This window comes from Pseudomonas sp. NyZ201 (assembly GCF_049860765.1).
Taxonomy (GTDB): domain Bacteria; phylum Pseudomonadota; class Gammaproteobacteria; order Pseudomonadales; family Pseudomonadaceae; genus Aquipseudomonas; species Aquipseudomonas bharatica.
The window spans coordinates 4,990,312-5,012,456 of sequence record NZ_CP187557.1 but is presented as its reverse complement, the minus strand read 5'-3'; the positions used below and the strand labels follow the sequence as shown (position 1 = coordinate 5,012,456).

Annotated in this window: 26 protein-coding genes; 22 read left to right on the top strand and 4 right to left on the bottom strand. The window is 62.5% G+C overall.

Annotated features, from left to right (window positions below):
• Window positions 1–485: 485 nt before the first annotated feature.
• Both fdxA and mutS read right to left on the bottom strand, forming a co-directional pair.
• The gene (fdxA, locus tag ACPFMA_RS22510) at window positions 486–809 is read right to left on the bottom strand and encodes a ferredoxin FdxA (protein ID WP_009395216.1); all 324 of its coding nucleotides are present in this window, start codon (window positions 807–809) and stop codon (window positions 486–488) included.
• Between the two features lie 140 nt (window positions 810–949).
• Window positions 950–3,526, bottom strand: a complete 2,577-nt coding sequence (gene mutS, locus ACPFMA_RS22505) for a DNA mismatch repair protein MutS (RefSeq protein WP_425928779.1) — start codon at window positions 3,524–3,526, stop codon at window positions 950–952.
• Between the two features lie 175 nt (window positions 3,527–3,701).
• Between mutS and ACPFMA_RS22500 the strand changes: the two genes are divergently transcribed.
• The 21 genes from ACPFMA_RS22500 (at window position 3,702) to recX (ending at window position 20,032) form a co-directional block, all read left to right on the top strand.
• Window positions 3,702–4,445, top strand: a complete 744-nt coding sequence (locus ACPFMA_RS22500; RefSeq protein ID WP_064302374.1) for a LexA family transcriptional regulator — start codon at window positions 3,702–3,704, stop codon at window positions 4,443–4,445.
• Between the two features lie 474 nt (window positions 4,446–4,919).
• The gene (locus ACPFMA_RS22495) at window positions 4,920–5,255 is read left to right on the top strand and encodes a phage holin family protein (protein ID WP_009395213.1); all 336 of its coding nucleotides are present in this window, start codon (window positions 4,920–4,922) and stop codon (window positions 5,253–5,255) included.
• Window positions 5,252–5,749, top strand: a complete 498-nt coding sequence (locus ACPFMA_RS22490; protein WP_064302336.1) for a hypothetical protein — start codon at window positions 5,252–5,254, stop codon at window positions 5,747–5,749. The genes ACPFMA_RS22495 and ACPFMA_RS22490 overlap by 4 nt, the downstream gene beginning before the upstream one ends.
• Window positions 5,746–6,306, top strand: a complete 561-nt coding sequence (locus ACPFMA_RS22485; protein WP_420057922.1) for a phage baseplate assembly protein V — start codon at window positions 5,746–5,748, stop codon at window positions 6,304–6,306. The genes ACPFMA_RS22490 and ACPFMA_RS22485 overlap by 4 nt, the downstream gene beginning before the upstream one ends.
• 121 nt (window positions 6,307–6,427) lie before the next feature.
• Window positions 6,428–6,754, top strand: a complete 327-nt coding sequence (locus ACPFMA_RS22480) for a GPW/gp25 family protein (protein WP_425928778.1) — start codon at window positions 6,428–6,430, stop codon at window positions 6,752–6,754.
• Window positions 6,751–7,632, top strand: coding sequence for a baseplate assembly protein (locus ACPFMA_RS22475; RefSeq protein WP_420057924.1), 882 nt, complete (start codon window positions 6,751–6,753; stop codon window positions 7,630–7,632). The genes ACPFMA_RS22480 and ACPFMA_RS22475 overlap by 4 nt, the downstream gene beginning before the upstream one ends.
• Before the next feature lies 1 nt (window position 7,633).
• Window positions 7,634–8,239, top strand: a complete 606-nt coding sequence (locus tag ACPFMA_RS22470; RefSeq protein WP_064302332.1) for a phage tail protein I — start codon at window positions 7,634–7,636, stop codon at window positions 8,237–8,239.
• Window positions 8,236–9,753, top strand: coding sequence for a phage tail protein (locus tag ACPFMA_RS22465; protein ID WP_081263122.1), 1,518 nt, complete (start codon window positions 8,236–8,238; stop codon window positions 9,751–9,753). The genes ACPFMA_RS22470 and ACPFMA_RS22465 overlap by 4 nt, the downstream gene beginning before the upstream one ends.
• Window positions 9,754–9,762: 9 nt before the next feature.
• Window positions 9,763–10,194, top strand: coding sequence for a phage tail assembly chaperone (locus ACPFMA_RS22460; protein WP_064302331.1), 432 nt, complete (start codon window positions 9,763–9,765; stop codon window positions 10,192–10,194).
• A gap of 89 nt (window positions 10,195–10,283) precedes the next feature.
• Entirely contained in the window at window positions 10,284–11,450 is a 1,167-nt protein-coding gene (locus ACPFMA_RS22455) for a phage tail sheath subtilisin-like domain-containing protein (RefSeq protein WP_425928777.1), read from the top strand.
• Window positions 11,451–11,463: 13 nt separating this feature from the next.
• Complete coding sequence (locus ACPFMA_RS22450) at window positions 11,464–11,973, top strand: phage major tail tube protein (RefSeq protein ID WP_279897019.1); 510 nt, start codon at window positions 11,464–11,466, stop codon at window positions 11,971–11,973.
• Window positions 11,974–11,990: 17 nt separating this feature from the next.
• Window positions 11,991–12,290: a phage tail assembly protein gene (locus ACPFMA_RS22445; RefSeq protein ID WP_009395200.1), complete on the top strand. Its 300-nt coding sequence runs from the start codon at window positions 11,991–11,993 to the stop codon at window positions 12,288–12,290.
• A gap of 137 nt (window positions 12,291–12,427) precedes the next feature.
• A complete protein-coding gene (locus ACPFMA_RS22440; protein WP_425928776.1) occupies window positions 12,428–14,671 on the top strand; it encodes a hypothetical protein in 2,244 nt (747 codons plus the stop codon).
• 9 nt (window positions 14,672–14,680) lie between these two features.
• Window positions 14,681–15,526 carry a phage tail protein gene (locus tag ACPFMA_RS22435; protein ID WP_425928775.1) on the top strand — a complete coding sequence of 282 codons (846 nt, stop codon included), beginning with the start codon at window positions 14,681–14,683 and terminating at the stop codon, window positions 15,524–15,526.
• Window positions 15,501–15,707 carry a tail protein X gene (locus ACPFMA_RS22430; protein WP_425928774.1) on the top strand — a complete coding sequence of 69 codons (207 nt, stop codon included), beginning with the start codon at window positions 15,501–15,503 and terminating at the stop codon, window positions 15,705–15,707. The genes ACPFMA_RS22435 and ACPFMA_RS22430 overlap by 26 nt, the downstream gene beginning before the upstream one ends.
• 58 nt (window positions 15,708–15,765) lie before the next feature.
• Complete coding sequence (locus tag ACPFMA_RS22425; RefSeq protein ID WP_420057930.1) at window positions 15,766–16,821, top strand: phage late control D family protein; 1,056 nt, start codon at window positions 15,766–15,768, stop codon at window positions 16,819–16,821.
• The gene (locus tag ACPFMA_RS22420; RefSeq protein ID WP_425928773.1) at window positions 16,818–17,369 is read left to right on the top strand and encodes a glycoside hydrolase family 19 protein; all 552 of its coding nucleotides are present in this window, start codon (window positions 16,818–16,820) and stop codon (window positions 17,367–17,369) included. The genes ACPFMA_RS22425 and ACPFMA_RS22420 overlap by 4 nt, the downstream gene beginning before the upstream one ends.
• Entirely contained in the window at window positions 17,366–17,863 is a 498-nt protein-coding gene (locus ACPFMA_RS22415; RefSeq protein WP_425930624.1) for a lysis protein, read from the top strand. Before ACPFMA_RS22420 ends, ACPFMA_RS22415 begins: the two co-directional genes overlap by 4 nt.
• 38 nt (window positions 17,864–17,901) lie before the next feature.
• Window positions 17,902–18,384 (top strand): CinA family protein, encoded by a 483-nt coding sequence (locus tag ACPFMA_RS22410; RefSeq protein WP_009395184.1) that lies wholly within the window; start codon window positions 17,902–17,904, stop codon window positions 18,382–18,384.
• Window positions 18,385–18,488: 104 nt separating this feature from the next.
• On the top strand, window positions 18,489–19,556 hold the full coding sequence (gene recA / locus ACPFMA_RS22405; RefSeq protein WP_009395182.1) for a recombinase RecA: 1,068 nt from the start codon (window positions 18,489–18,491) through the stop codon (window positions 19,554–19,556).
• 8 nt (window positions 19,557–19,564) lie between these two features.
• Window positions 19,565–20,032, top strand: coding sequence for a recombination regulator RecX (recX, locus tag ACPFMA_RS22400; protein ID WP_064302322.1), 468 nt, complete (start codon window positions 19,565–19,567; stop codon window positions 20,030–20,032).
• Window positions 20,033–20,038: 6 nt separating this feature from the next.
• Here recX and ACPFMA_RS22395 read toward each other — a convergent pair whose 3' ends face one another.
• The gene (locus ACPFMA_RS22395) at window positions 20,039–21,157 is read right to left on the bottom strand and encodes a TIGR00730 family Rossman fold protein (RefSeq protein WP_064302321.1); all 1,119 of its coding nucleotides are present in this window, start codon (window positions 21,155–21,157) and stop codon (window positions 20,039–20,041) included.
• Between the two features lie 300 nt (window positions 21,158–21,457).
• Here ACPFMA_RS22395 and ACPFMA_RS22390 point away from each other — a divergent pair, with 300 nt between their 5' ends.
• A complete protein-coding gene (locus ACPFMA_RS22390) occupies window positions 21,458–21,658 on the top strand; it encodes a hypothetical protein (RefSeq protein WP_009395177.1) in 201 nt (66 codons plus the stop codon).
• Here the strand turns inward: ACPFMA_RS22390 and ACPFMA_RS22385 are convergent, their stop codons facing one another.
• Window positions 21,659–22,078, bottom strand: a complete 420-nt coding sequence (locus tag ACPFMA_RS22385; protein WP_009395176.1) for a quorum-sensing-regulated virulence factor family protein — start codon at window positions 22,076–22,078, stop codon at window positions 21,659–21,661. It abuts the gene before it with no gap.
• Between the last annotated feature and the right edge of the window lie 67 nt (window positions 22,079–22,145).

Genomic DNA, 22,145 nt, shown 5'->3' with positions numbered 1-22,145 from the left:
TAGAACGTTCGCCTTGCACGCAAACGCCCCGACCAGATCGGGGCGTTTGCGTTTGTATCTGAGGATCGTCAGTCAGTTCTGTCAGCGGTGAGTCTTTTTGCGTAAGCAATCGCTTACAGCGTATGTAAGCGATTGCAGTAAAGAAGCGTAAAAACTGCCTTGCTTGTGATTGGAATATTTTCTAACTCTATGAAAATAAAGAATTTTATTTCCTGCTCAGGCTACCCAGCTGTCTTTTTTTGAGAGCCATTGCCAGTTGCGACGAGCGTTCTACGCGTTAATATTTGCCCTGTGTCTACGGACTGACACAGGTTGTCAGGATGACGACCAAGGACATCGCAGGATGCGATTCATCAGGATGATGATAGGGAATACAGGGACTACGGAAAAAATGTGGGCGGGTCAAACCGCCCCTTTTTTTGCCCGGTGAAAATGAAAAAAGGCCCGCGAGGGCCTTTTTCGTTGGTCGGGAGCGAGTCCGGGACTTAGCGCTCCAGATCCTTGATCTTGCCTTTGACGCCGTCGAACTCTTCGGCATCCGGCAGTGCGTCTTTCTTTTCGGTGATGTTGGGCCAGATCTCTGCCAGCTCGGCGTTCAGCTCGATGAATTCCTGCATGTCGTCAGGGACTTCATCTTCCGAGAAGATGGCTTGGGCAGGGCATTCAGGCTCGCACAGCGCACAGTCGATGCACTCGTCCGGGTGAATGACCAGGAAGTTCGGGCCTTCGTAGAAGCAGTCCACCGGACAGACTTCTACGCAGTCGGTGTACTTGCACTTGATGCAGTTGTCGGTGACGACGAAGGTCATTTCTAATTTTCTCCTCAGGCGACGGCAGCGATGCCCTTTCCAGTCAGGGCCGCTCGGTCTGGTAGGTTGCGGCGAGCCAGGCTAATAACTCGACGCTCCGCCAAACCGCGCGGGATTCTAGCAGCTTGTGAGGCCGCGCGTTATAACAGAGTCTTCAGTTCATAGAGCATTTCGATAGCTTGGCGCGGGGTCATGTTGTCCACGTCGAGCTTGCCGATCTTCTCTATGGCCGGATGGGGCAGGCTGGCGAAGAGATCGCTCTGGTGCGGGACGGCTGGCGCGCTGCGACTGTTGGTCGCGGCCTTGGGCACATCATGGGGCAGGCTGGAAGTCTCCAGGCGGCCCAGGTGTTCGCGGGCGCGCTGGATCACCGGCGTCGGCACGCCAGCCAGCTGCGCCACTGCCAGGCCATAGCTCTGGCTGGCCGGTCCGGGCAGGACGTGGTGCAGGAAAACGATGCGCTCGTTGTGCTCGGTGGCATTCAAGTGCACGTTGGCCACCAGCGGTTCGCTTTCCGGCAATACGGTCAGTTCGAAGTAGTGGGTAGCGAACAGCGTATAGGCGCGCAGCTGTGCCAGGCGCTCGGCGGCAGCCCAGGCCAGCGAAAGGCCATCGAAGGTGCTGGTGCCACGGCCCACTTCGTCCATCAGCACCAGGCTGCGATCGGTGGCGTTGTGCAGGATGTTGGCGGTTTCGCTCATTTCCACCATGAAGGTGGAACGGCCACCGGCCAGGTCATCGCTGGAGCCGATACGGGTGAAAATGCGGTCCACCAGCGACAGTGTGCAACTGGCCGCCGGCACGTAGCTGCCGATATGAGCGAGCAGCACGATCAACGCGGTCTGGCGCATGTAGGTGGATTTACCGCCCATGTTCGGGCCGGTAATGATCAGCATGCGGGTGCTGTCGTCCAGGGCCAGGTCGTTGGCCACGAAGGGACTGGTGAGGACCTGCTCGACCACCGGGTGACGTCCCTGGCTGATCTGCATGCACGGCTCGTCGACGAAGGTCGGGCAGTTCAGGTCCAGGGTCAGCGCGCGCTCGGCCATATTGCTCAGCACGTCCAGCTCGGACAGCGCGGCGGCGGTGTCCTGCAGCGGTGCCAGATGGCTGATCAGGGTTTCCAGCAACGCGTCGTAGAGCATCTTTTCCCGCGCCAGGGCGCGGCTCTTGGCCGACAGCGCCTTGTCTTCGAAGGTTTTCAGCTCGGGCGTGATGAAGCGCTCGGCGCCCTTGAGGGTCTGGCGGCGGATGTAATCGGCCGGGGCCTGTTCGGCCTGTTTGCTTGGCAGTTCGATGAAGTAGCCGTGGACGCGGTTGTAACCGACCTTGAGGTTGGCCAGGCCGGTACGGGCTTTCTCCCGGGCTTCCAGATCGATCAGGAACTGCCCGGCGTTTTCGCTTATCGACAACAGCTCGTCGAGCTCGGCATCGTAGCCGGTCTTCAGTACGCCGCCGTCGCGGATTACCGCAGGCGGGTTGTCGATGATTGCCTTGTCCAGCAGGTCGGCCAGCTCCGGATAAGTACCGGCGATGGCTGCCAGGCGCGCGAGATGCGGTGCCTCCAGCTCGGCCATGGCGTTCTGCAGCTCGGGCAGGGCGCCGAGGGCATCACGCAGCCGTGCCAGGTCGCGGGGACGGGCATTGCGCAGACCGATACGGGCGAGGATCCGCTCGATATCGCCGATATCCTTCAATTGCGGTTGCAGTCGCTCGAAACGGTAGTTGTCGAGCAGGCAGCGGATCGAACCCTGGCGCGCCTGGAGCACTTTCAGATCGCGCAGCGGGCGGTTCAACCAGCGGGTCAGTAAGCGGCTACCCATGGCAGTCTGGCAGCGATCGATCACCGACTGCAGGGTATTGTCGCGACCGCCGGCCAGGTTGACGTCCAGTTCCAGGTTGCGGCGGCTGGCGCCATCGAGGATGACCGTATCGTCCAGGCGCTCATGCTTGAGGCTGCGCAAATGGGGCAGGGCGGTCCGCTGGGTTTCCTTGGCATAGGTCAGCAGGCAACCGGCAGCACCGATGGCCAGGGTCAGCTTGTCGCAACCGAAGCCTTTCAGGTCCTGGGTCGCGAACTGCTGGCACAGGCTCTTGCGCGCGGAATCGCGATCGAAATCCCATGGAGCGCGACGGCGGGAACCGCGGCGTTTTTCAGCCGGCAGGCCCTGTGGCCAATCGTCCGGAATCAGCAGTTCCACCGGATTGGTCCGCTCCAGCTCGGCCAGCAGGTTTTCCCAACCCTTGAGTTCCTGCACGGTGAAATTGCCGCTGGTGATATCCAGCACTGCCAGGCCGAACAAGCGTTCGTCGCCGAGCACCGCCGCGATCAGGTTATCGCGGCGCTCGTCCAGCAGCGCCTCGTCGCTGACCGTACCCGGAGTGATGATGCGCACCACCTGGCGCTCAACGGGCCCTTTGCTGGTAGCCGGATCGCCGATCTGCTCGCAGATCACCACCGACTCGCCCAGCTTCACAAGCTTGGCGAGATAGCCTTCAAGCGAGTGGAAGGGAATACCGCACATGGGAATCGACTGGCCTGCCGACTGGCCACGCGCAGTCAGGGTGATATCCAGCAGTTTCGCGGCTTTCTTCGCATCTTCGTAGAAGATCTCGTAGAAATCGCCCATGCGGTAGAACATCAGCTGGTCCGGATGCTGGTTCTTCAGCTTCCAGTACTGCTGCATCATCGGAGTGTGTGCGGAAAGATCGGACATTCAAGGCCTTGGAGCAGGGTGTCGTCGAAAGGGTATGAAACGGCTAATAGTACAGGGATTCTCCAGCAGGTGCCGAGACCGAAGGGCGACGGGTCTGCATCATGCTGCGTCGACCTTGGCCGGCCTGTGGGTCGATGCATTTTTGCAATTGCATTTCCATTCAACCCTCGGCACTATGCACGCCATGCACAAGCGCAATGTAGCAACCGTCCTTAAATCACTGCTGGATCGCCACGGAATCTCCGCCACGGAGCTGCACCGTCGTACCGGCGTGCCTCAATCTACCCTGTCGCGGATTCTCAGCGAGAAGATCGTCGATCCTTCGGACAAGCATGTGTCGAAGATCGCCGGGTACTTCGGGGTGAGCACCGATCAGTTGCGCGGGCGCGCCGAGCTGGGCGACAGCCAGGTGCCCGAGCGGGAGCCAGGGCACGATGAATTGCGCGATATCAGCCTGTGGGACGATGAAACCCCCGTCGAGGACGACGAGGTGTCCGTTCCTTTTCTCCGTGAGGTCGAGTTGGCAGCAGGATCAGGAAGATTCGTCATCGAGGAAAGCGAACGCGCCCGCCTTCGCTTTGGCAAGCGCAGCCTGCGCCATAACGGGGTGCAGTTCGACCAGGCCAAGTGCGTGACGGTGCGTGGCAACAGCATGCTGCCGGTGCTGCGTGATGGCGCCACCGTGGGGGTCAATACGGGCAAGTGCTCGATTGGCGACATCATCGATGGTGATCTCTATGCCATCAATCACAATGGCCAGCTCCGCGTAAAACAGCTGTATCGCATGCCCACCGGCATCCGTCTGCGCAGCTTCAATCGCGACGAACATCCCGACGAGGACTACAGCTTCCAGCAGATGCAGGAAGAGCAGATTTCCATCCTCGGTCATGTGTTCTGGTGGGGCATGTACGCCCGCTGATCGCCTTCCCGAGTTATCGAAAACCCGCTTCGGCGGGTTTTTTTTCGCCTGTCGGAAACTGCCTGGAGGCAGGTAGGACAAGGCTTCCATGCATTTAAGCAAATCCCTGTGTGCAAGTTTTTCCAAAAATGCATTGACTGTATATGCATACATGCATATCTTTTGTCTCAAGCCGGTCAGATACCGGCGACGAGAAAGGCAGCGATGAACAGGCCTCGACTGTTCAGAGGGTTGGCAACTGACCCGGGTGTGCAGCGTAAAGCACCAGAAGCAGTTATCCGGCGGGCAGGTGGCCGCGGCCGGAGTCAACAACTTGAAGCGCAGATGCCCAGCGCACCAGTAGTGGCGGGCATCTCTACGACGCATTACTGAAAAGCCCGGGGCATGCCCGGGCTTTTTGGAATGCCGAGTGAATGCTCGGTCCCATTCCCCGTTCGGCTGGCGCCGTGCGGGAAGCAGAAAGGAGGCAGGACCGTGACAAGCGAACAACAAACGCTACTGGAAATGCCGATCTGGCTGGTGATCGTCCTGGCGCTGCTGGGCGGGGTTTCCGGCGAGATGTGGCGAGCGGACAAGGCAGGGGCGCGCGGCGGCGCCCTGCTCAGGCGATTGGTACTGCGTTCGGGGGCCTGCATGGTCTGCGGCGTATCTACCGTGATGCTGCTGTACGCCAGCGGCCTGTCGATGTGGGCGGCCAGTGCCCTGGGCTGCCTGACCGCCGTAGGTGGCGCGGACATCACCATGGGGCTGTACGAGCGCTGGGCCGCCAAGCGCCTGGGGCTCGGCACCGACAGCAAGGAGAGATCATGAGCGACCTCGATGCATTGCATCAGGCCATCAGCGCAACCATCCACGCGGCGATGCCGCAACTGGCGACGGTCGGCAGCTATGCCGGCGTGCAACAGGACACACCGCTACCTGCGTTGTTTCACGGCATCGTCGATATAAAGCCGGGCGCCGATCCTGTGGACGGTCATTCCCGGCTCGTAGCCACGTTCGAAGCCCGTATCAGCTGCGATGGGCAGGCGGCGCTGGACGCCGTGATCCTGGCGACACAGTTGATGGTGCTGCTGCGCAAGCAGTACTGGGACATCGATTTCGTCGAGGAAGCCGTGGCCATCCAGGCGATGCCGACGACCACCTCATCCTCGACCTGGACGGTGCAATGGCAACAGGCGCTGCACCTCGGCGAGGTGCAATGGCCCTGGCCGAACCAGCCGCCCGGGTCGTTGGTAATTGCTTTCGACCCTGACACCGGACCAGAACATGAGAGCGGCTACAAGGCCCCGGAGGATTTCGCATGAGCTACGTCAGCGCTATGCACGACCGCATGATCGCCGGCCTGCTGATTCCCTGCCGGGTGGTTGCAGTCGATCTCGCGGCGGCACGGGTACGGGTTTCCGACGGCGCCGGCTGGACCAGCGCCTGGTTGCGCTGGCACAGCCATGCTGCCGGCAAGGCCAGGCACTGGCGGGCACCGAGCCTGGACGAGCAAGGCATGCTCATCAGTCCCAGTGGCGAACCGGCCCAGGGCACCTTCATACCCGGCCTTTATGGCAACGCCGGCAGCGCGCCGGACAACCGCGAGCATGTCGAAACCTGGCGTTTCGACGATGGCGGCTCGCTGGTCTACGACTGGCAGGCCAGTGCCTACACCGTCGAACTGCCCCGCGGCAGCATCACTCTCAAGGTCGGCGGCACCACGCTGACGGCCACCCCCGATTCCATCACGCTGACCTCTGGCAGCCTGACCTTGAATGGCCCGGTGCAGATCAACGGCGCGTTACAGGTAACGGGAAATATCCACGGCGGCGGCACGATCATCGATACCGCAGGCAACACGCCGAACCACAAGCACTGAAGCCCGCCTGCTGCGGGCTTTTTCATGCCACGGAGGAACGCCATGGCGCCCACGAACAAGTATTTCGCACCCGGCGTCCACGCCGCGGTGCACAACCCCAATCAAGCACAGGAGTAGCGCCATGATCGGAATGGATCGCCGCTCTGGTCAACCGCTCTCCGGTCTCGCCCACCTGCGCCAGTCCATCGAGGACATCCTGACCACACCGCTGGGCAGCCGGCGAATGCGTCCCGACTACGGCAGCAAGCTGCGCCGCTTCGTCGACCTTCCCGTCAACGAAGGCTGGAAAAGCGCGGTACAGGCTGAAGTAGCCAGGTCGCTGGTGCGCTGGGAGCCTCGCCTGAAGCTGGAACGGGTGCGGGTGACTGCAGTGGTGAACGGACAGATCAGCCTGCAAATCACCGGGCAATACATGGGTGACAGCCAGATCCTGGAGGTGACGGCATGAGCATCGTGAACCTTTCGGCGCTGCCCGCGCCGCAGGTCCTGGAAGACCTGGATTTCGAGGACATCTTCCAGGCTGACCTGGCGACCTTTCGGGCGCACATGGGCGACAGCTGGACCGCGCAACTGGAAAGCGACCCGGTGACCAAGCTGTTGGAGGTCGGTGCCTATCGCACCCTGCTCAACCGGGCCCGGGTCAACGATGCGGCCAAGGCACTGCTGCTGGCGTATGCGCAGGGTAGCGACCTGGACCAACTGGCCGCCAACGTGCAACTGCAACGCCTGGTGGTACGTGCCGCTGACCCGAGCACCGTGCCTCCAACCGAGCAGGTACTGGAAGAAGACGACGCGCTGCGCGAGCGCATCGAACTGGTCTATGAAGGACTGACTACCGCTGGCCCGCGCAACAGCTACATCCTGCACGCCCGCAATGCTTCCGGCCAGGTCGCCGATGCCACGGCTGAAAGCCCGTCGCCGGCTGTGGTGGACGTGACGGTGCTCAGTTTCGACGACGACGGCGTCGCCAGCCCGGAACTCCTGGCTCAGGTCGCCGCCTACCTCAACGATGACGAAGTACGGCCGGTGGCAGACCGCCTGACTGTGCGCAGCGCCGAGATACTGCCCTACCGGATCGACGCGATCCTGCACATGGCCAGCAATGGCCCGGAAACCGAGGCGACCCTGGTCGAATGTCGACGCCGCCTGCAGGCCTGGATCAATCCTCGCCGGCGTCTCGGCGTGGAAGTCGCCCGCTCGGGGATCGACGCCCAACTGCATATCAGCGGTGTTGGCCGTGTCGAACTGGTCGACTGGCAGGACATCCGTCCGAGCAAGGGCCAGGCGGCCTGGTGCACGGGGTTCAACGTCATCGCGGGAGGCTGAAATGACCAGTCTCCTGCCACTTAACAGCACGTTGCTGGAGCGGGCGCTCGAAGAGGCCTCTGCGCAGGTGACCGAGATTCCCCTGCGTACCCTGTACAACCCCGACACCTGCCCCGCGCACTTGCTGCACCAACTGGCGCTGGCCTGGTCGGTGGACCGTTGGGACGAGAACTGGCCGGAATCGGTCAAGCGCGCGGTGATCCGGGGTTCGTTCAGCGTCCACGCTCGCAAGGGCACCTTGGGTGCATTGCGGCGGGTGGTCGAACCGTTCGGCTACCTGATCGAAGTCGCCGAATGGTTCAACACCGTACCGCCGGGAGTGCCGGGCACCTTCGCGCTGAAGATCGGTGTTTCCGAGTCCGGTATCAGCGAAGAAACCTACGACGAACTCACCGCGCTGATCGACGACGCCAGGCCGGTAAGCCGGCATCTGATCGGCCTTGCCATCACCCTCGACAGCAAGGGTTACCTGCGCAGCGCCCTCGGCCTCAGCGAAGGCGACGTCATCGACATCTACCCGCCTGCCTTGCGCGATATCGAGGTTCGCGGCAACCACGGCTTCATTGGCCGTGATCATCAAATCGAAACCCTGGACGTTTACTCATGACTGACCAGAACAGCCAGTTCTTCGCGATCCTCACTGCGGTGGGGGAGGCCAAGCAGGCCAATGCGAATGCCTTGGGCGTGGCCTGGACCTTCGCCCAGATGGGCGTTGGCGATGCCAACAATACCGACCCGGTGCCTTCGCGCACCCAGACCAGACTGATCAACGAGCGCCGTCGGGCGCCACTCAACCAGCTTTCGGTGGACCCGAAGGATGCCAGCATCATCATCGCCGAGCAGGTGATTCCGCCGGACGTCGGCGGTTGGTGGATCCGCGAGATCGGCCTCTACGATGCGGCCGGAGACCTGGTTGCCGTGGCCAACTGCGCGCCGAGCTACAAGCCGCTGCTGGCGCAAGGCACCGGCAAGACCCAGGTGGTGCGGTTGAACCTGGTGGTGACCAGTACCGCCAACGTGCAACTCAAGATCGACCCGGCCGTGGTGCTGGCGACGCGGGAGTATGTCGACAGCTCGATCATCAGCGTGCTGCCGAAGAACAAGGTGGCCGGCACCTACACGAAGGTGCGGATCAATGATCGCGGCGTGGTACAGGACGGGTCCAACCCGACCACGCTGGCCGGTTATGGTATCACCGATGCCATGCCCAAGGGGGCAGGGGGGCTGCTCAGCCAGGCTGGCGCCGTTCAAGGCCGTATCAGCGCGATCCCTGAAACCCGCTTCATTTCGACTATCGCAGCCACCGACGATCGACCGACGGGAATTACCTACGCGGCCGGTCTGCACGTTACATGGGGGGGAGGCGAACAGTGCGTGGACTTTCTCGGCGCGCTGAACGGACAGGAGGAGTTCTTCGTTCGTACCTGCTACCAAGGCGCTGGTACGTTCCGAAAGCTCTGGACCGAGGCGAATTTCACCCCGGCACTCAAGGCCAACCTCGCCAGCCCGACGTTTACCGGCACCCCGCGAGTGCCAAACGCTGCGTCCGGCACGTCGACCGATCAGGTTGCCAGCACCAAGTTCGTCATGGATGCGATGGTTGGAAAACTCAACGTGGCGGATGCCCAGATGACCGGCGTGCCGACCTGTTCCACGGCGAATCTCGGCAATAGTTCGTTCCAGGTGGCCAATACGGAGTTCGTCCAGAACACGCTCACTGCCAAGGTCGCTACTCAGGCACAAGTCAATGCCGGTACAGATGACGCCACGATCGTCACGCCGAAGAAACTTCGTTGGGGCTTCTCGTCGTCCTTTGGAACCAATAGCTACATTGCTTTCCCGAGCTGGCTGGGTGGATTGGTCATCCAGTTTGGTACCGGCCCGAATGTCACGGACAACACTACCATTTCCTTCCCCATCGCCTTTCCGACCAAGTGCCTGGCTTTGCTGGAGCATGACCGGACCGGGACTGGCGGAGCCACCATGACATTCTGGCAATTCCGCGACGTTACGAGCACTGGCTTCAACGCATTGAATATCGGTGCCTACAACCGCAATGCGAGTACATGGGTCGGCGCCTCAGTGCTTTCAGGATGTGTATGGTTCGCCATTGGTTACTAGGAGATCACCGTGAAACGTTTTTATAGCTGCAGTACCGGAGCTACCTATCTGGAAGGGCTGCATAGCGACATTCCGCAAGATGCGGTCCTTATTTCGGACGATTGCTATGACCAGGTCATTCGCAACCCCGATCCCTCGAAAGTCCGCGATCACGACGAGCAAGGCTTGCCTGTCCTGGTCGAGCGCCCACCGCTATCGGTGGGGGAACTCGCCGCAATCGAGCGTGCCTGGCGGGACCGTCAGCTCAATGAAACGCAATGGCTCGTCGCGCGCTACAGCGAAGAGCGCAGCCTCGAGCTGACCACGTCGAATTCGCTTGAGGAGTATTCCGCATTGTTGGAATACCGGCAGCACCTGCGCGACTGGCCTGCTTCCGAGGCATTCCCCGACAGTGAGCAGCGGCCTGAAGCGCCGCTTTGGATCTCTCTTCAAACCCAATGAAGCCCCGCACCGCCGGGGCTTTTTCTTACCCGCAACACACTACGAAGGCCCCGCACCGACGGGGCCTTTTCACATCTGGAGAAATACCTATGAGTGGATTCTTCCACGGCGTCACCGTAACCAACGTCGACACCGGTGCGCGCAGCATCGCGCTGCCGTCTTCTTCCATCATCGGCCTGGTCGACACCTTCACCGAAGGCCCGACCGCCACGGCCAAGGCCAACGACTTGGTGTTGATCACCAGCGAGCGTGAAGCCGTTGCCGCGTTCGGCGCCGATGCCGCCATTACCAAGTCCTGCCGGGCTGTCTTTGCCCGGGCCAAGGCGGTCATCGTCGCTTGCGGCGTGGCCAGGCTGAGCGATGCCGCCGAGCAGACCTCGGCGATCATCGGCGGCGTCGAGGCCAACGGCAAGCGTACTGGCCTGCAGGCGCTGCTCGACGGCAAGAGCCGTTTCAACGCCCAGCCACGTCTGCTGGTGACCCCGAAACACAGTGCCACCCAGGCTGTCGGCACCGCCCTGGTGGCCTTGGCCGACAAGCTGCGCGGCCTGGCCATCATCGACGGTCCGGGCACCACCGACGAGGCCGCACTGGCCTATGCGGAAAACTTCGGCGCCAAGCGCGCGTTCATGGTCGATCCGGGCGTGCAGTACTGGGACACCGGCGCCGACGCCACCGTCGATGCACCGGCCTCGGCCTGGGTCGCCGGTCTGTTCGCCTGGACCGACAACGAATACGGCTTCTGGGCCTCGCCATCGAACAAGGAGTTCGTCGGCATCACCGGTACCACCCGTGCCGTGGAGTTCCTCGACGGTGATGAAAGCTGCCGGGCCAATCTGCTGAACAACGCCAACATCACCACCATCATCCGTGATGACGGCTTCCGCCTGTGGGGCAACCGTACCCTGTCCAGCGATCCGAAATGGGCCTTCGTCACCCGCGTGCGGACCATGGACATCGTCATGGACGCGATCCTCTACGGCCACAAATGGGCAGTTGACCGCTCGATCACCGCGACCTACGTCAAGGACGTGACCGAGGGCCTGGAGAACTTCATGCGCGACCTGAAGGCCCAGGGCGCGATCATCAATTTCGAGGTCTACGCCGACCCGGACCTGAACACCGCCAGCCAGCTGGAGCAGGGCAAGGTCTACTGGAACATCCGCTTCACCGACGTACCGCCTGCCGAAAACCCCAACTTCCGCGTCGAGGTCACCAACCAGTGGCTGACCGAAGTCCTCGACCAAAACGCTTAAGGAGAAACAACAGATGGCAATGATTCCGCAAACCCTGGCGAACCTGAACCTGTTCGTCGATGGCGTCAGCTTCCAGGGCGACGTCACCAGCCTGACCCTGCCCAAGCTCGCCATCAAGGTCGAGAGCCACCGTGTCGGTGGCATGGATACCGCGATCGAGATCGACCAGGGCATGGAGGCGCTGAGCGCGAGCTTCAAGACCACCGGCGTTCGCCGTGAAGCGCTGAAGTTCTTCGGCCTGGCCGACAGCTCGGCATTCAACGGCACGTTCCGTGGTGCATTCAAGGGCCTGAAAGGGGCGATCACGCCGGTGGTGGTGACCCTGCGCGGCATGCTCAAGGAGGTCGAGATGGGCGACTGGAAAGCCTCCGAAAAGCCGGAGACCAATCACGTCGTGTCCCTGACCTACTACAAGCTGGAGATCGATGGCCGGCTGCTGTACGAGATCGACCCGCTGGGCATGAAGCGCGTGGTCAACGGCGTTGACCAACTCGCCGCCCAGCGTACCGCCCTCGGCCTCTGACACAAGGACAAGCTCGTATGAAGCAAGCAACGAAGGTACCCGCCTGGCTGACCGTCAGCGCGGACAGCGTGGTGGTGAAGTTGAGCCGCGCCACCGAGGCCAACGGCATTCAGGTCGACAGCCTGTCGCTGCGGGCGCCCACGGTGCGTGACCTGCGCGCCGCGCAATCGGGCGGTGCCGACGACGAAACCCGGGAGCTGAACCTGTTCGCCTCCCTCGCCGAAGTCGCTGTCAAGGATCTGGAAGGCCTGGCCCTGAAGGACTACAGCCGTCTGCAGGCCGGCTATTTTCGCCTGGTGCAGGACGACGAGCTTTGATCCCTCGCGTCAGAAAGCGGCAGCGAAGCGGCTCGCCAGAGAGCTGAATTTCTCTGCCACCGAGATCATGACCATGTCGTATTCCGACATGGTCTGGTGGCTCACAGAGTGAGCCGGTTTGCGCGCATGGAGGACATATGGCGGGCGAACTGAAAGTCCAGATAAACATAGGAGGTGCCGTCGAACCTGTCCTTGGCCAGGTCTTCGACCTGGTCGAGGCCCAGGTGGTGCGGATCGAGTCGTTGGCATTGCGCATCGGCGAGGCCCTGAGGCGCGCCACCGAGCAGGCGTTACCGCTTGCCTCGGCCTTGAGAATGACCAACGACGCGGCGGCGGAGTCGGCGCAGAAATGGCAGGCCTCCCTGGGGGAGATCGGCAAGAGGTTGTCCACCCAACTGGAGACCTTGCCCAGGTTGACCAAATCCTACGACGAGCTGGGCAAGGCCATGGGGGCCGTGCGTTTTCCGGCTGCCGGGCAGTCACCCGGCAGGGAGGATGCGCAGGAACGGGTTAACGATGCATCCCGAACCGTCCTGCAGTCGGCGGACGGTGCAGTGGATCGTTTCGCCACCTACGAGGGCATCGTCAGCAAGCTGGTGATCCAGGGAGAGAAGGATCCCGCGCAGCGAGAGGTACAGAGGGCAAGGATCGAGGCGCAGATCGGCAGGATGACCTATGGCACCAGCCTGAGCAAAACCGAAGCGGCCAGCCAGCTCCTGGGCATGTTCGATGCCGGCATGGGCCTCAACGCGCTGGTGCCGGAGGGGCGTCTTGCCGCCAGGTTCAGCGATGGCCAGCAGGTGAGCGAAGGCGTGACTGCCGGACTGTTTCGTACCCTTTCCCCGGGGCAGGGCAGCGATGCGCTCGAACGCCTGCTCAATACCCTTGTCGGCCAGGCTGGCGCCGGATCGCTTGGCATTTCCCAGACAGCCGAGGCGATCACGCGGCTGCTTCCGCAAGTGGGAGGAGATCCGCAGGACGCCATTCGTCTCTCGGCGATTCTTCAACAGGAATCCGGCAAGACCGGGAACTACAACGACATCGTCAGCAATTCCAAAGCGCTCTTTCTCGAGTACCAGCGCGAGAGAGGCAATTCCGCGGCCGACATGGGCCGGTACGGCCAGGCGTTCATGCCGTCGAGCGCCAAGGGGCCGACCCCGAACTACATCGAAAATGATCTGGCGGACCGCCGTCAAACGCTCGAGTGGCAAGGCAAGGCGCAGCAATCCGCCTACGACGGGGTCTCGGTTGCGGTAGGCGGAGCCCTGGCACCGCTCTACTCGCAATGGACTTCCTTGATGACCACCGGCGCCAACGTCCTGGGCAGGGTGGTCGAGCAGTTGGGCGCGGTGGTAACCGTGCTTGGCGGGGTCGTGGTGGGTGGGGCCGCTTTGCTGACCTCGTTCGCCGCGCTGGCCAAGGGCAAGGCATTGCTGGAGGCGGTACGGACGGTCGCGGGACCGCGCGGCAAGGTGCTGGCGGAGGCCGCTGCGACGGTGTTCAAGCCGGCACCCGGGGCGCCTGGGTGGCGCGCGCGTGTCGGGCAGGCTGTGGCCAAGGTCGGGACGCTTCTGCCAGAAGTTCCGCGCCCTTCCAAGGTTCCGCTTGTGCCAAAACTCTTGGGCGGTGCCCTGGCGGTAGCAGGCAGCGCGGTCATGGCGCTCGATACTTACCAGAACGCCGAAACCGGCCGGGAAAAAGCCGAAGGCTATGGTGAGGCCGCGGGGGCATTGGCCGTGGGCCTGCTTGGCGCGTTCCTCGGGCCTGTCGGGGCGCTAGCCGGTGGTTACATCGGTGGCAAGCTCGGAAAGGTTGCGGGGCGCAAGGTCAATGAACTCTGGGGCGACGAGGCCAGGCCGGATACGTCTGGCGCCAGGCCTCCTCTGGCGGAACTGCCCGGGGCGGATGCCGGCAAGTTGCTGACGGTCGTCAAGGCGCCCGAGGCGGCTGCCCTGTTGCTCAAGGCGCCCGGCGAAACGGGTGGTCCGGGGCAGGGCGCTCGTCCTTTGGCACCGGTCATCCCGTTCCGGGGCGCGAGGATCGACAGCCCCAATCCGGCGATTGGGCAACCGGCAGGTGAGCGACCTCCCTTGCCTCTGAAAAGCGGTGACGTGGTCCGCTCCCTGGGCGAAGCCGGTCCGTCGGCTGCCGGCTTGCCGGCGCCCACTGCTCCCGCGCCCGTGTCGATCACTACCAGCACGCCGCAGCATTTTGCGGTGTCGCCCACCATTGCCATCAATATCCAGGGCAGCGTGACCGACCCTGCCGAACTGGTTCGGATCCTGCAACCGGAGATCCAGCGCCTGTTCAACGGCTACGCCGCGCAGGCCAACAGCGGCGGACATATCTGGGACACACCTGCCGTCACCTTTGTCGCCTGAGGAGCAATCATGGCTTATATGGAATCGATGCAATCCAGCCTGCGCTCACTGGTAGCGGCGGGCGAGGCCGGCCGGCGCAGTGCCGATGAAATGCTGGGGCCCTTGAATGGCGCCGTCAGCGATATCACCGGTGCGGCCACCGAGCTGGAAAACCTGCCCTTCGTGGGCGAAATCATCGGCCAGAAGCTGCAACGCACCCTGCGCGCCATCGAGGTGGCGCAATCGACGGTGGGGACGGTTGCGGCGACGTACAACCGGGCGGTCAGTGTCATAAGCGAGGTCGAGGGCCGGCTGGAGAGTTTCTCCGAGCAAGCCGGCAAGGCCGCCGCAGCGATCAACCGGGTTGCCGGCAAGGTCAGCCCGTCGCTGGGCGCTATCCTGCCGACCGGCGCTTTCGCGCCCCGGACGACGCCGGCGGAAGAAGCGGTCAAGCCCTTTCCACACCTGCTGGTTCTGCAACCGCTGGAAAACGGCGCGGAAGCTTTTTACTTCAACCTTGATACCGCAGCGTTCAACCAGTTCAAGCGCACCAAGGCGTTCAACTGGGCCGGTCAGGATCGCCTGTCGCGCAGCCGGGCGCAGCAGGCCGTGGCCATGGGGGATGACAAGATCACCCTGGAAGGCGCGATCTTTCCTTCGTTCAAGGGCGGGCTCGGTCAACTGGAGCGCCTGCGCAGCATCGGCCAGCAACTGAAGCCCTTCAGCCTCACTACCGGCTACGGGGAGATCCTCGGCAACTGGTGCCTGGTCAGCGTGACCGAAGCCCAGGACAGCTTCCTGGCAGGCGGCATCCCGGGCAAGCAAGCCTTCACATTGGAGTTCGTGAGCTATGGCGACGATATGCCGAACCTCTGAAGGGGATCTGCTCGATACCCTGTGCCAGCACTACTACGGGCATCTGCGCGGCAGTGTCGAGGCGGTGCTGGCAGCCAACCAGGGCCTGGCCGACGAAGCCCAGCCGTTTCGCGCTGGCGTGCTGATCAGGCTGCCGGTGTTGTCCGGCACCAGCGACTCCACGCTCATGCTGTGGGATTGAGTCATTTGCAGTATCAGACCCCGCCTCGTGCGGGGTCTGCTTTTTCGGGAGCCTGAACATGCAACCTGTGTTTCGCATCATCGCCGACGGCGAGGACATAACGGCGCTGATCAACGACCGTGTCCTGCTCCTGCGTACTACCGACAAGACGGGGATGGAGTCCGATGACTTCGAGCTCAGGCTCGATGACCGTGACAGTGCCCTGGCCCTGCCGGCGCGGGGAGCGCAACTGGAGGTCTACCTCGGCTATTCCGGTCAGGAGCTGACACGGCTGGGGCGCTATACGGTGGATCAGATCGATCTCAGCGGACCGGCCCAGACCATGGAAATCCGCGGCAAGGCAGCGGATATGCGCGGGACCGGCAAGACCATTCGCAGTGGTAGCTGGGAGAACAGGACGCTGCAGCAGATTGTCCGCGACATCGCCGCGCGCAATGGCTGGCAGCCACAGTGCCCGGTGACCACCGCCATTCCTCGGGTCGAACAGGTCAAGGAATCGGATTTCAACTTTATTACCCGCATCGCGCAGCAATACGGTTGTACCGCCAAGATCGCCGACGGTGCGCTGTTGGTGTTGCCCCGCCAGGCTGGCAAGAGCGCCAGTGGCAAGGACCTCGGGGTGGTCGGGGTAGCGCTGCATGATGTGCGCCGCTGGAAGTTCCAGTTGAAGGACCGGGCTACGTACAAGGCGGCCCAGACCCATTACCAGGACCCGGCCAGCGGCCAGCAGCAGGCCGTCCGGGTGGAAAACGAAGACAAGCCCGATGATGTCGGTGCGGTCTTTACCGAGCGGCATATCTATCCGAACAGAAGCGCCGCGGAACAGGCAGCCAAGGCCCGCATGGAGGCCTTCAAGCGCAGTACCGCCACGGTGTCCCTGGAAATGGCCGGACGCACCGACCTGTTTGCCGAGCGCATGCTGCGGGTGCAGGGTTTCAAGGATGGGCTGGATGGCGATTACCTGATCGACACGGTAACCCAGACCTTCACCGTTTCGGGTTGGGACACCACCGTGCAATGCAACGGCACCAACCAGGGCAAGTCCACGGCGAAAAGCCAAAAGACCCGGCAGAGCAAGCCGCTCAAGGTTACGCAGAGCAAGGAGCCCAAATGAACCTGACAGAATCCGAGCTGTTCCGCATCTATCCCAACGCCCGCACCTCAGCGGGCGTTTTCGTTGCGCCATTGAATGCTGCCATGGCGCACTGGTCTATCGACACACCACGCCGCATGGCCGCCTTTCTCGCCCAGATCGGTCACGAGTCCGGGCAACTGCGCTACGTGAAGGAACTGGGCCAGGACCAGTACCTGGCGCGCTACGACACCGGCACCCTGGCCCTGCGCCTGGGTAACACCCCCGAGGCCGACGGCGATGGCCAACTCTACTGCGGCCGCGGCCTGATCCAGATCACCGGACGCAACAACTACCGTGCCTGCAGCATGGCGCTGTTCCAGGACGAGCGCCTGCTGGCGCGTCCGCAGATGCTTGAGGAACCCCAGTGGGCGACGGAGTCTGCCGCCTGGTTCTGGCATTCGCGCGGGCTCAATCGCTTGGCCGACCTGGGCGAGTTCAATCGCATTACCCGGCACATCAATGGCGGGCTCAACGGGCTGGAGGATCGCCTCAAGCTCTGGGCCCGGGCACGGGAGGTGCTGTGTTGACCGGTGCACGGCTGATCGCGCTGGCCCTGTTGGTGCTGGCGGCCTGTGCACTGACCTGGCAGGTCCAGGCCTGGCGTCATGAGCGGGCCATGGCCGTGCGCGAAAACGAATACGCCGACGAGCGTCGGCAACAGGCCGAGGCCTTTGCCGCACGGTTGCAGGATGAGCAGGGCCGTCGCCAGGCTCTTGAACAACGCATCCAGTCCGCTGACCAGACCCATTCCCGGGAGCTTATCGATGCCCGACAGACTCAGGCGCGCCTGCGCGACCGCCTGGCTACTGCTGATCTGCGGTTGTCAGTCCTCCTCGCCAGCGACACCGACTCCACCATTGTGCCTGCCACCACCCCCGCCGGCAGCCTGGTTCATGGCCCCTCGCGAGCCCGACTTGACCCGGCGCATGCTCAACGAATTATCGCCATCACCGCCGACGGCGACGAAGGATTGATCGCCCTGCATGCCTGCCAGGCCTACGTACGCGCACTGGCCTTCTGAGTGGTGTAGGGTAGGGCGGTTTTCCCAAGGAGCTTGCCATGGACCCGATCACCGTTCTTTCCATCCGCCTGGGCGGACGTCTGCGTCATTTCAATGCCCAGGTCACCACCGCGGAGTCCTGCACCGGTGGCGGCATCGCCGAGGCCATCACCCGCGTGCCCGGCAGTTCGGCCTGGTTCGAGGCGGGCTACGTGACCTATTCCAATGCGCAGAAGACCCGTCAGTTGCAGGTGCCGGAAGCGCTTTTCGACCAGGTCGGCGCGGTCAGCCAGGAGGTGGTCGAGGCCATGGTCCGCGGCGCCCGTGCTGCCAGCGGCGCGCGGTTCGCCGTGGCGGTCAGCGGCGTGGCCGGGCCCGACGGTGGCTCAGCCGCCAAGCCGGTGGGCACGGTATGGCTGGCCTGGGCCGACGGCGAGCACGTCAGCAGCGAGCGCCGGCACTTCGACGGCGATCGCGAAAGCGTGCGCCGACAAACGGTAATAGCCGCGCTAGAGGGCTTGTTACAGCTTGGTGCGGAGTAATTCACGAATCGGGGGTAGGCGGAAACAAAACCCTGTGGAATAATACTGGCTACTTATACAGTTGTTTCTGGCCGTCAGGCCCTATCGATTACGTGAGGACTTCAATGGACGACAACAAGAAGCGTGCCTTGGCTGCGGCCCTGGGTCAAATCGAACGTCAATTCGGTAAAGGCGCGGTCATGCGCATGGGCGACCATGAACGTCAGGCGATCCCGGCCATTTCCACCGGCTCCCTGGGCCTGGATATCGCCCTCGGCATCGGCGGCCTGCCAAAAGGCCGTATCGTCGAGATCTACGGTCCGGAATCGTCCGGTAAAACCACCATGACCCTCTCGGTCATCGCCCAGGCCCAGAAAGCCGGCGCCACCTGCGCCTTCGTCGACGCCGAGCACGCGCTGGACCCGGAATACGCCGGCAAGCTGGGCGTCAATGTCGACGACCTGCTGGTCTCGCAGCCGGACACCGGTGAGCAGGCCCTGGAAATCACCGACATGCTGGTGCGCTCCAACGCCGTCGACGTGATCATCGTCGACTCCGTCGCGGCCCTGGTGCCTAAGGCCGAGATCGAAGGCGAGATGGGCGACATGCACGTGGGCCTGCAGGCCCGCCTGATGTCCCAGGCCCTGCGCAAGATCACCGGCAACATCAAGAACGCCAACTGCCTGGTCATCTTCATCAACCAGATCCGCATGAAGATCGGCGTGATGTTCGGCAGCCCGGAAACCACCACCGGTGGTAACGCCTTGAAGTTCTACGCCTCGGTGCGCCTGGACATCCGTCGTACCGGCGCGGTGAAGGAAGGCGACGAAGTGGTCGGCAGCGAAACCCGCGTCAAGATCGTCAAGAACAAGGTCGCGCCTCCGTTCCGTCAGGCCGAGTTCCAGATCCTCTACGGCAAGGGCATCTACCGCAACGGCGAGATCATCGACCTGGGCGTGCTGCACGGTCTGCTGGAGAAATCCGGCGCCTGGTACAGCTACCAGGGCAGCAAGATCGGCCAGGGCAAGGCCAACTCGGCCAAGTTCCTTGCCGAGAACCCGGAAATCGCCGAGACCCTCGAGAAGCAGATCCGCGAAAAACTGCTGAACCCGGGTGCCGTCGATGCTGCCGGCAAAGCCGCAGCAGAAAACGAATCTGCGGAAGACATGGCCGACGCTGACGCCGACTTCTGAGCCCGCGCATGTCCGTTGTACTCGACACCCCCGTCGCCGTCAGGCGGACAGCCATGGACCTGCTCGCACGCCGCGAGCACGGTCGAGCCGAGCTGACGCGCAAGTTGCGTCAGCGCGGCGCCCCTCCTGAAATGATCGAGCACGAACTCGACCGCCTGGCGGACGAGGGGCTGCTGAGCGAAACCCGTTATCTGGAAAGCTATATCAGCTCACGGGCGCGTTCGGGCTTTGGACCCTCGCGTATTCGCGAGGAGCTGACCCAGCGCGGCCTACCTCGGGGCGATGTCGAGCAGGCATTGCGTGACGCCGACATTGATTGGCAGGTACAACTGGTTGATCTCTGGCAGCGCAAGTTTTCCGGTCAGTTACCGAGTGACCCACGCGAGCGGGCCAGACAGACCCGCTTCCTGGTCTATCGCGGTTTTTCCATGGAGAGGGTCGGCCGCCTGCTCAGCGGCCGAAGCTTCGACGATTGATAGCGCTCAGGTGACCCTGGATGGTTGCCGTGTGCGCTGTGCGGCAGGCATGGATGGCTGGGATTCACGGTTTTCCGGCAGGTTGATGAAGTCCACCAGTTCCCGCAAACGGCCCTGATCGCGTCCGTTGAACGCAAATACCAAACGGTGCAAATGGCTGAACCCGGCCTCGTCCTGTTCCGGCCCTGTATAGCCGTGCTGACTGAAATCTCCGCTAAGGCGCAGGTCGGCAAAGCTCTCCTGCATGTCCAGCAGTGCCGCTTCGCTCAGGGGATGCTGCATACGAATCACGAACTGGTTTTTCAGCCAGCGACTGGAGTGATAGTTGGCGTAGAACTGGTTGATCTCGGCGACCGCCTCTTCGGCGCTGTTGACCAGACGTACCAGTTTCATGTCGGTGGGCAGGATGTAGCGGTTTTCTTCCAGTTGTCGCTTGATGAAGGCCAGTGCGTCCTCCCAGAAACTGCCGCCGGGCGCATCCAGCAACACTACCGGCACCAGCGGGCTTTTACCGGTCTGGATCAGGGTCAGCACTTCCAATGCTTCGTCCAGGGTGCCGAACCCGCCTGGACACAGCACCAGTGCATCGGCTTCCTTGACGAAGAACAGTTTGCGAATAAAGAAGAAATGGAACGGCAGCAGCTTGTCCGTGCCGTCCACCGTCGCATTGGCGTGCTGCTCGAAGGGCAGGGTGATATTGAAGCCCAGGCTGTTGTCCACGCCGGCGCCTTCGTGCGCAGCGGCCATGATGCCGCCCCCGGCGCCGGTAATTACCATCAGCCCCGAGCGGGCCAGAGTCGCGCCCAGCTCCCGGGCCAGGGCGTACATGGGGTGTTCGACCGGGGTGCGGGCCGAGCCGAATACGGTGACCTTGCGGCGTCCCTTGTACTGTTCCATCACCCGGAATGCGTGGTCGAGTTCACGCAGGGCCTGGAGGGTGATCTTGGCGTTCCAGCGGTTGCTGTCGTCGTGGGCCATGCGCAGCACGGTGAGCATCATGTCCCGGTAAAGCGGCAGGTTGGGGCTGTCGGCGGCGACCAGGCTCAGTTGCCGGTCGATGTGGTCCAGGTCGATTCCCTGGTTCCTGAAGTGGCTGGCAAGCAGCTCGTTGGGTAGATAAGGCATCAAACGTCTCCTTTTTGCAGCAATGACCTATCCCTTTGTGTTCTCTTTTTCGGGATTTTGTCGCGGCACGGACCGGGCGCGGACAGCCTCCTGTGTCTGTCCGGTATTGGAAAGATGTTTGTAATCAATCTAGACCCTACCATGTGTTTGCGCTTCATCGCCCATGTACGCATGAGGTCATGACAGATCGTCGTCGTGTTTCCCTCGGCAACGATATGCGCCGCTCGTCAGATAGGATCCAATATTCCGAATGCTCTGGTTAACTGAACCTTGGCGATATGCGGCTCAGGGAGGCTGCCTATGCAACGTATCAGTCTGGAGGTCGATAGCCAGCTGTTCCGGCTTTTGCAAAATGCCGCCCGGGCCAACAACCTGACGTTCGAAGAGGAATGCCTGCGCCGGCTGGAAGGCGGCGAGCGCCGTTCACGCTATCTGCAGGCGCTGGTCGCGGAGTTGCGCGCCGATGAGGAACAACGGCGCGAAAGCAGTCAATTGATGTAGTTACTTCTTCTTGCCATTGATGCCGCAGCTTTGCGCGTTGAAGTTCTCCACGGCCACCGGACGGTTGGTCTTGTATTCGGTGAACTGGTAAGTCAATACAGCCCCTCGTGCCAGCAACTGGCGATAGCCATTGTTGGTACAGACACTGGCGCCCAACTGGTCACGTACCTTGTCCGGATTGGCGCGCATCTGCTCGGCGTGGCTGGGGCGGACGCTCAAATGGTTGATCAGTTGCGGGCCCTGGACGGTGTAACCCTGGTCGAGGATGTCTTCGTTGATGGCGCGTGGGGTTCCGACGCTACTGTCCCGTGCGACTTTCTCGAGCATCTGGCTCAATTCGTATTCCTGCTTGGACGCGGCATTGGCGGCGATCGGCAGGACCAGCAGCAAGCTCAGGGTGGGGGCGATGAAACGCAGCATTCACTTCTCCAGATTCGGTAACTGGCGCTTTGACCCGCATCCGCACGTCGTGTTCCGTCACGAGCGC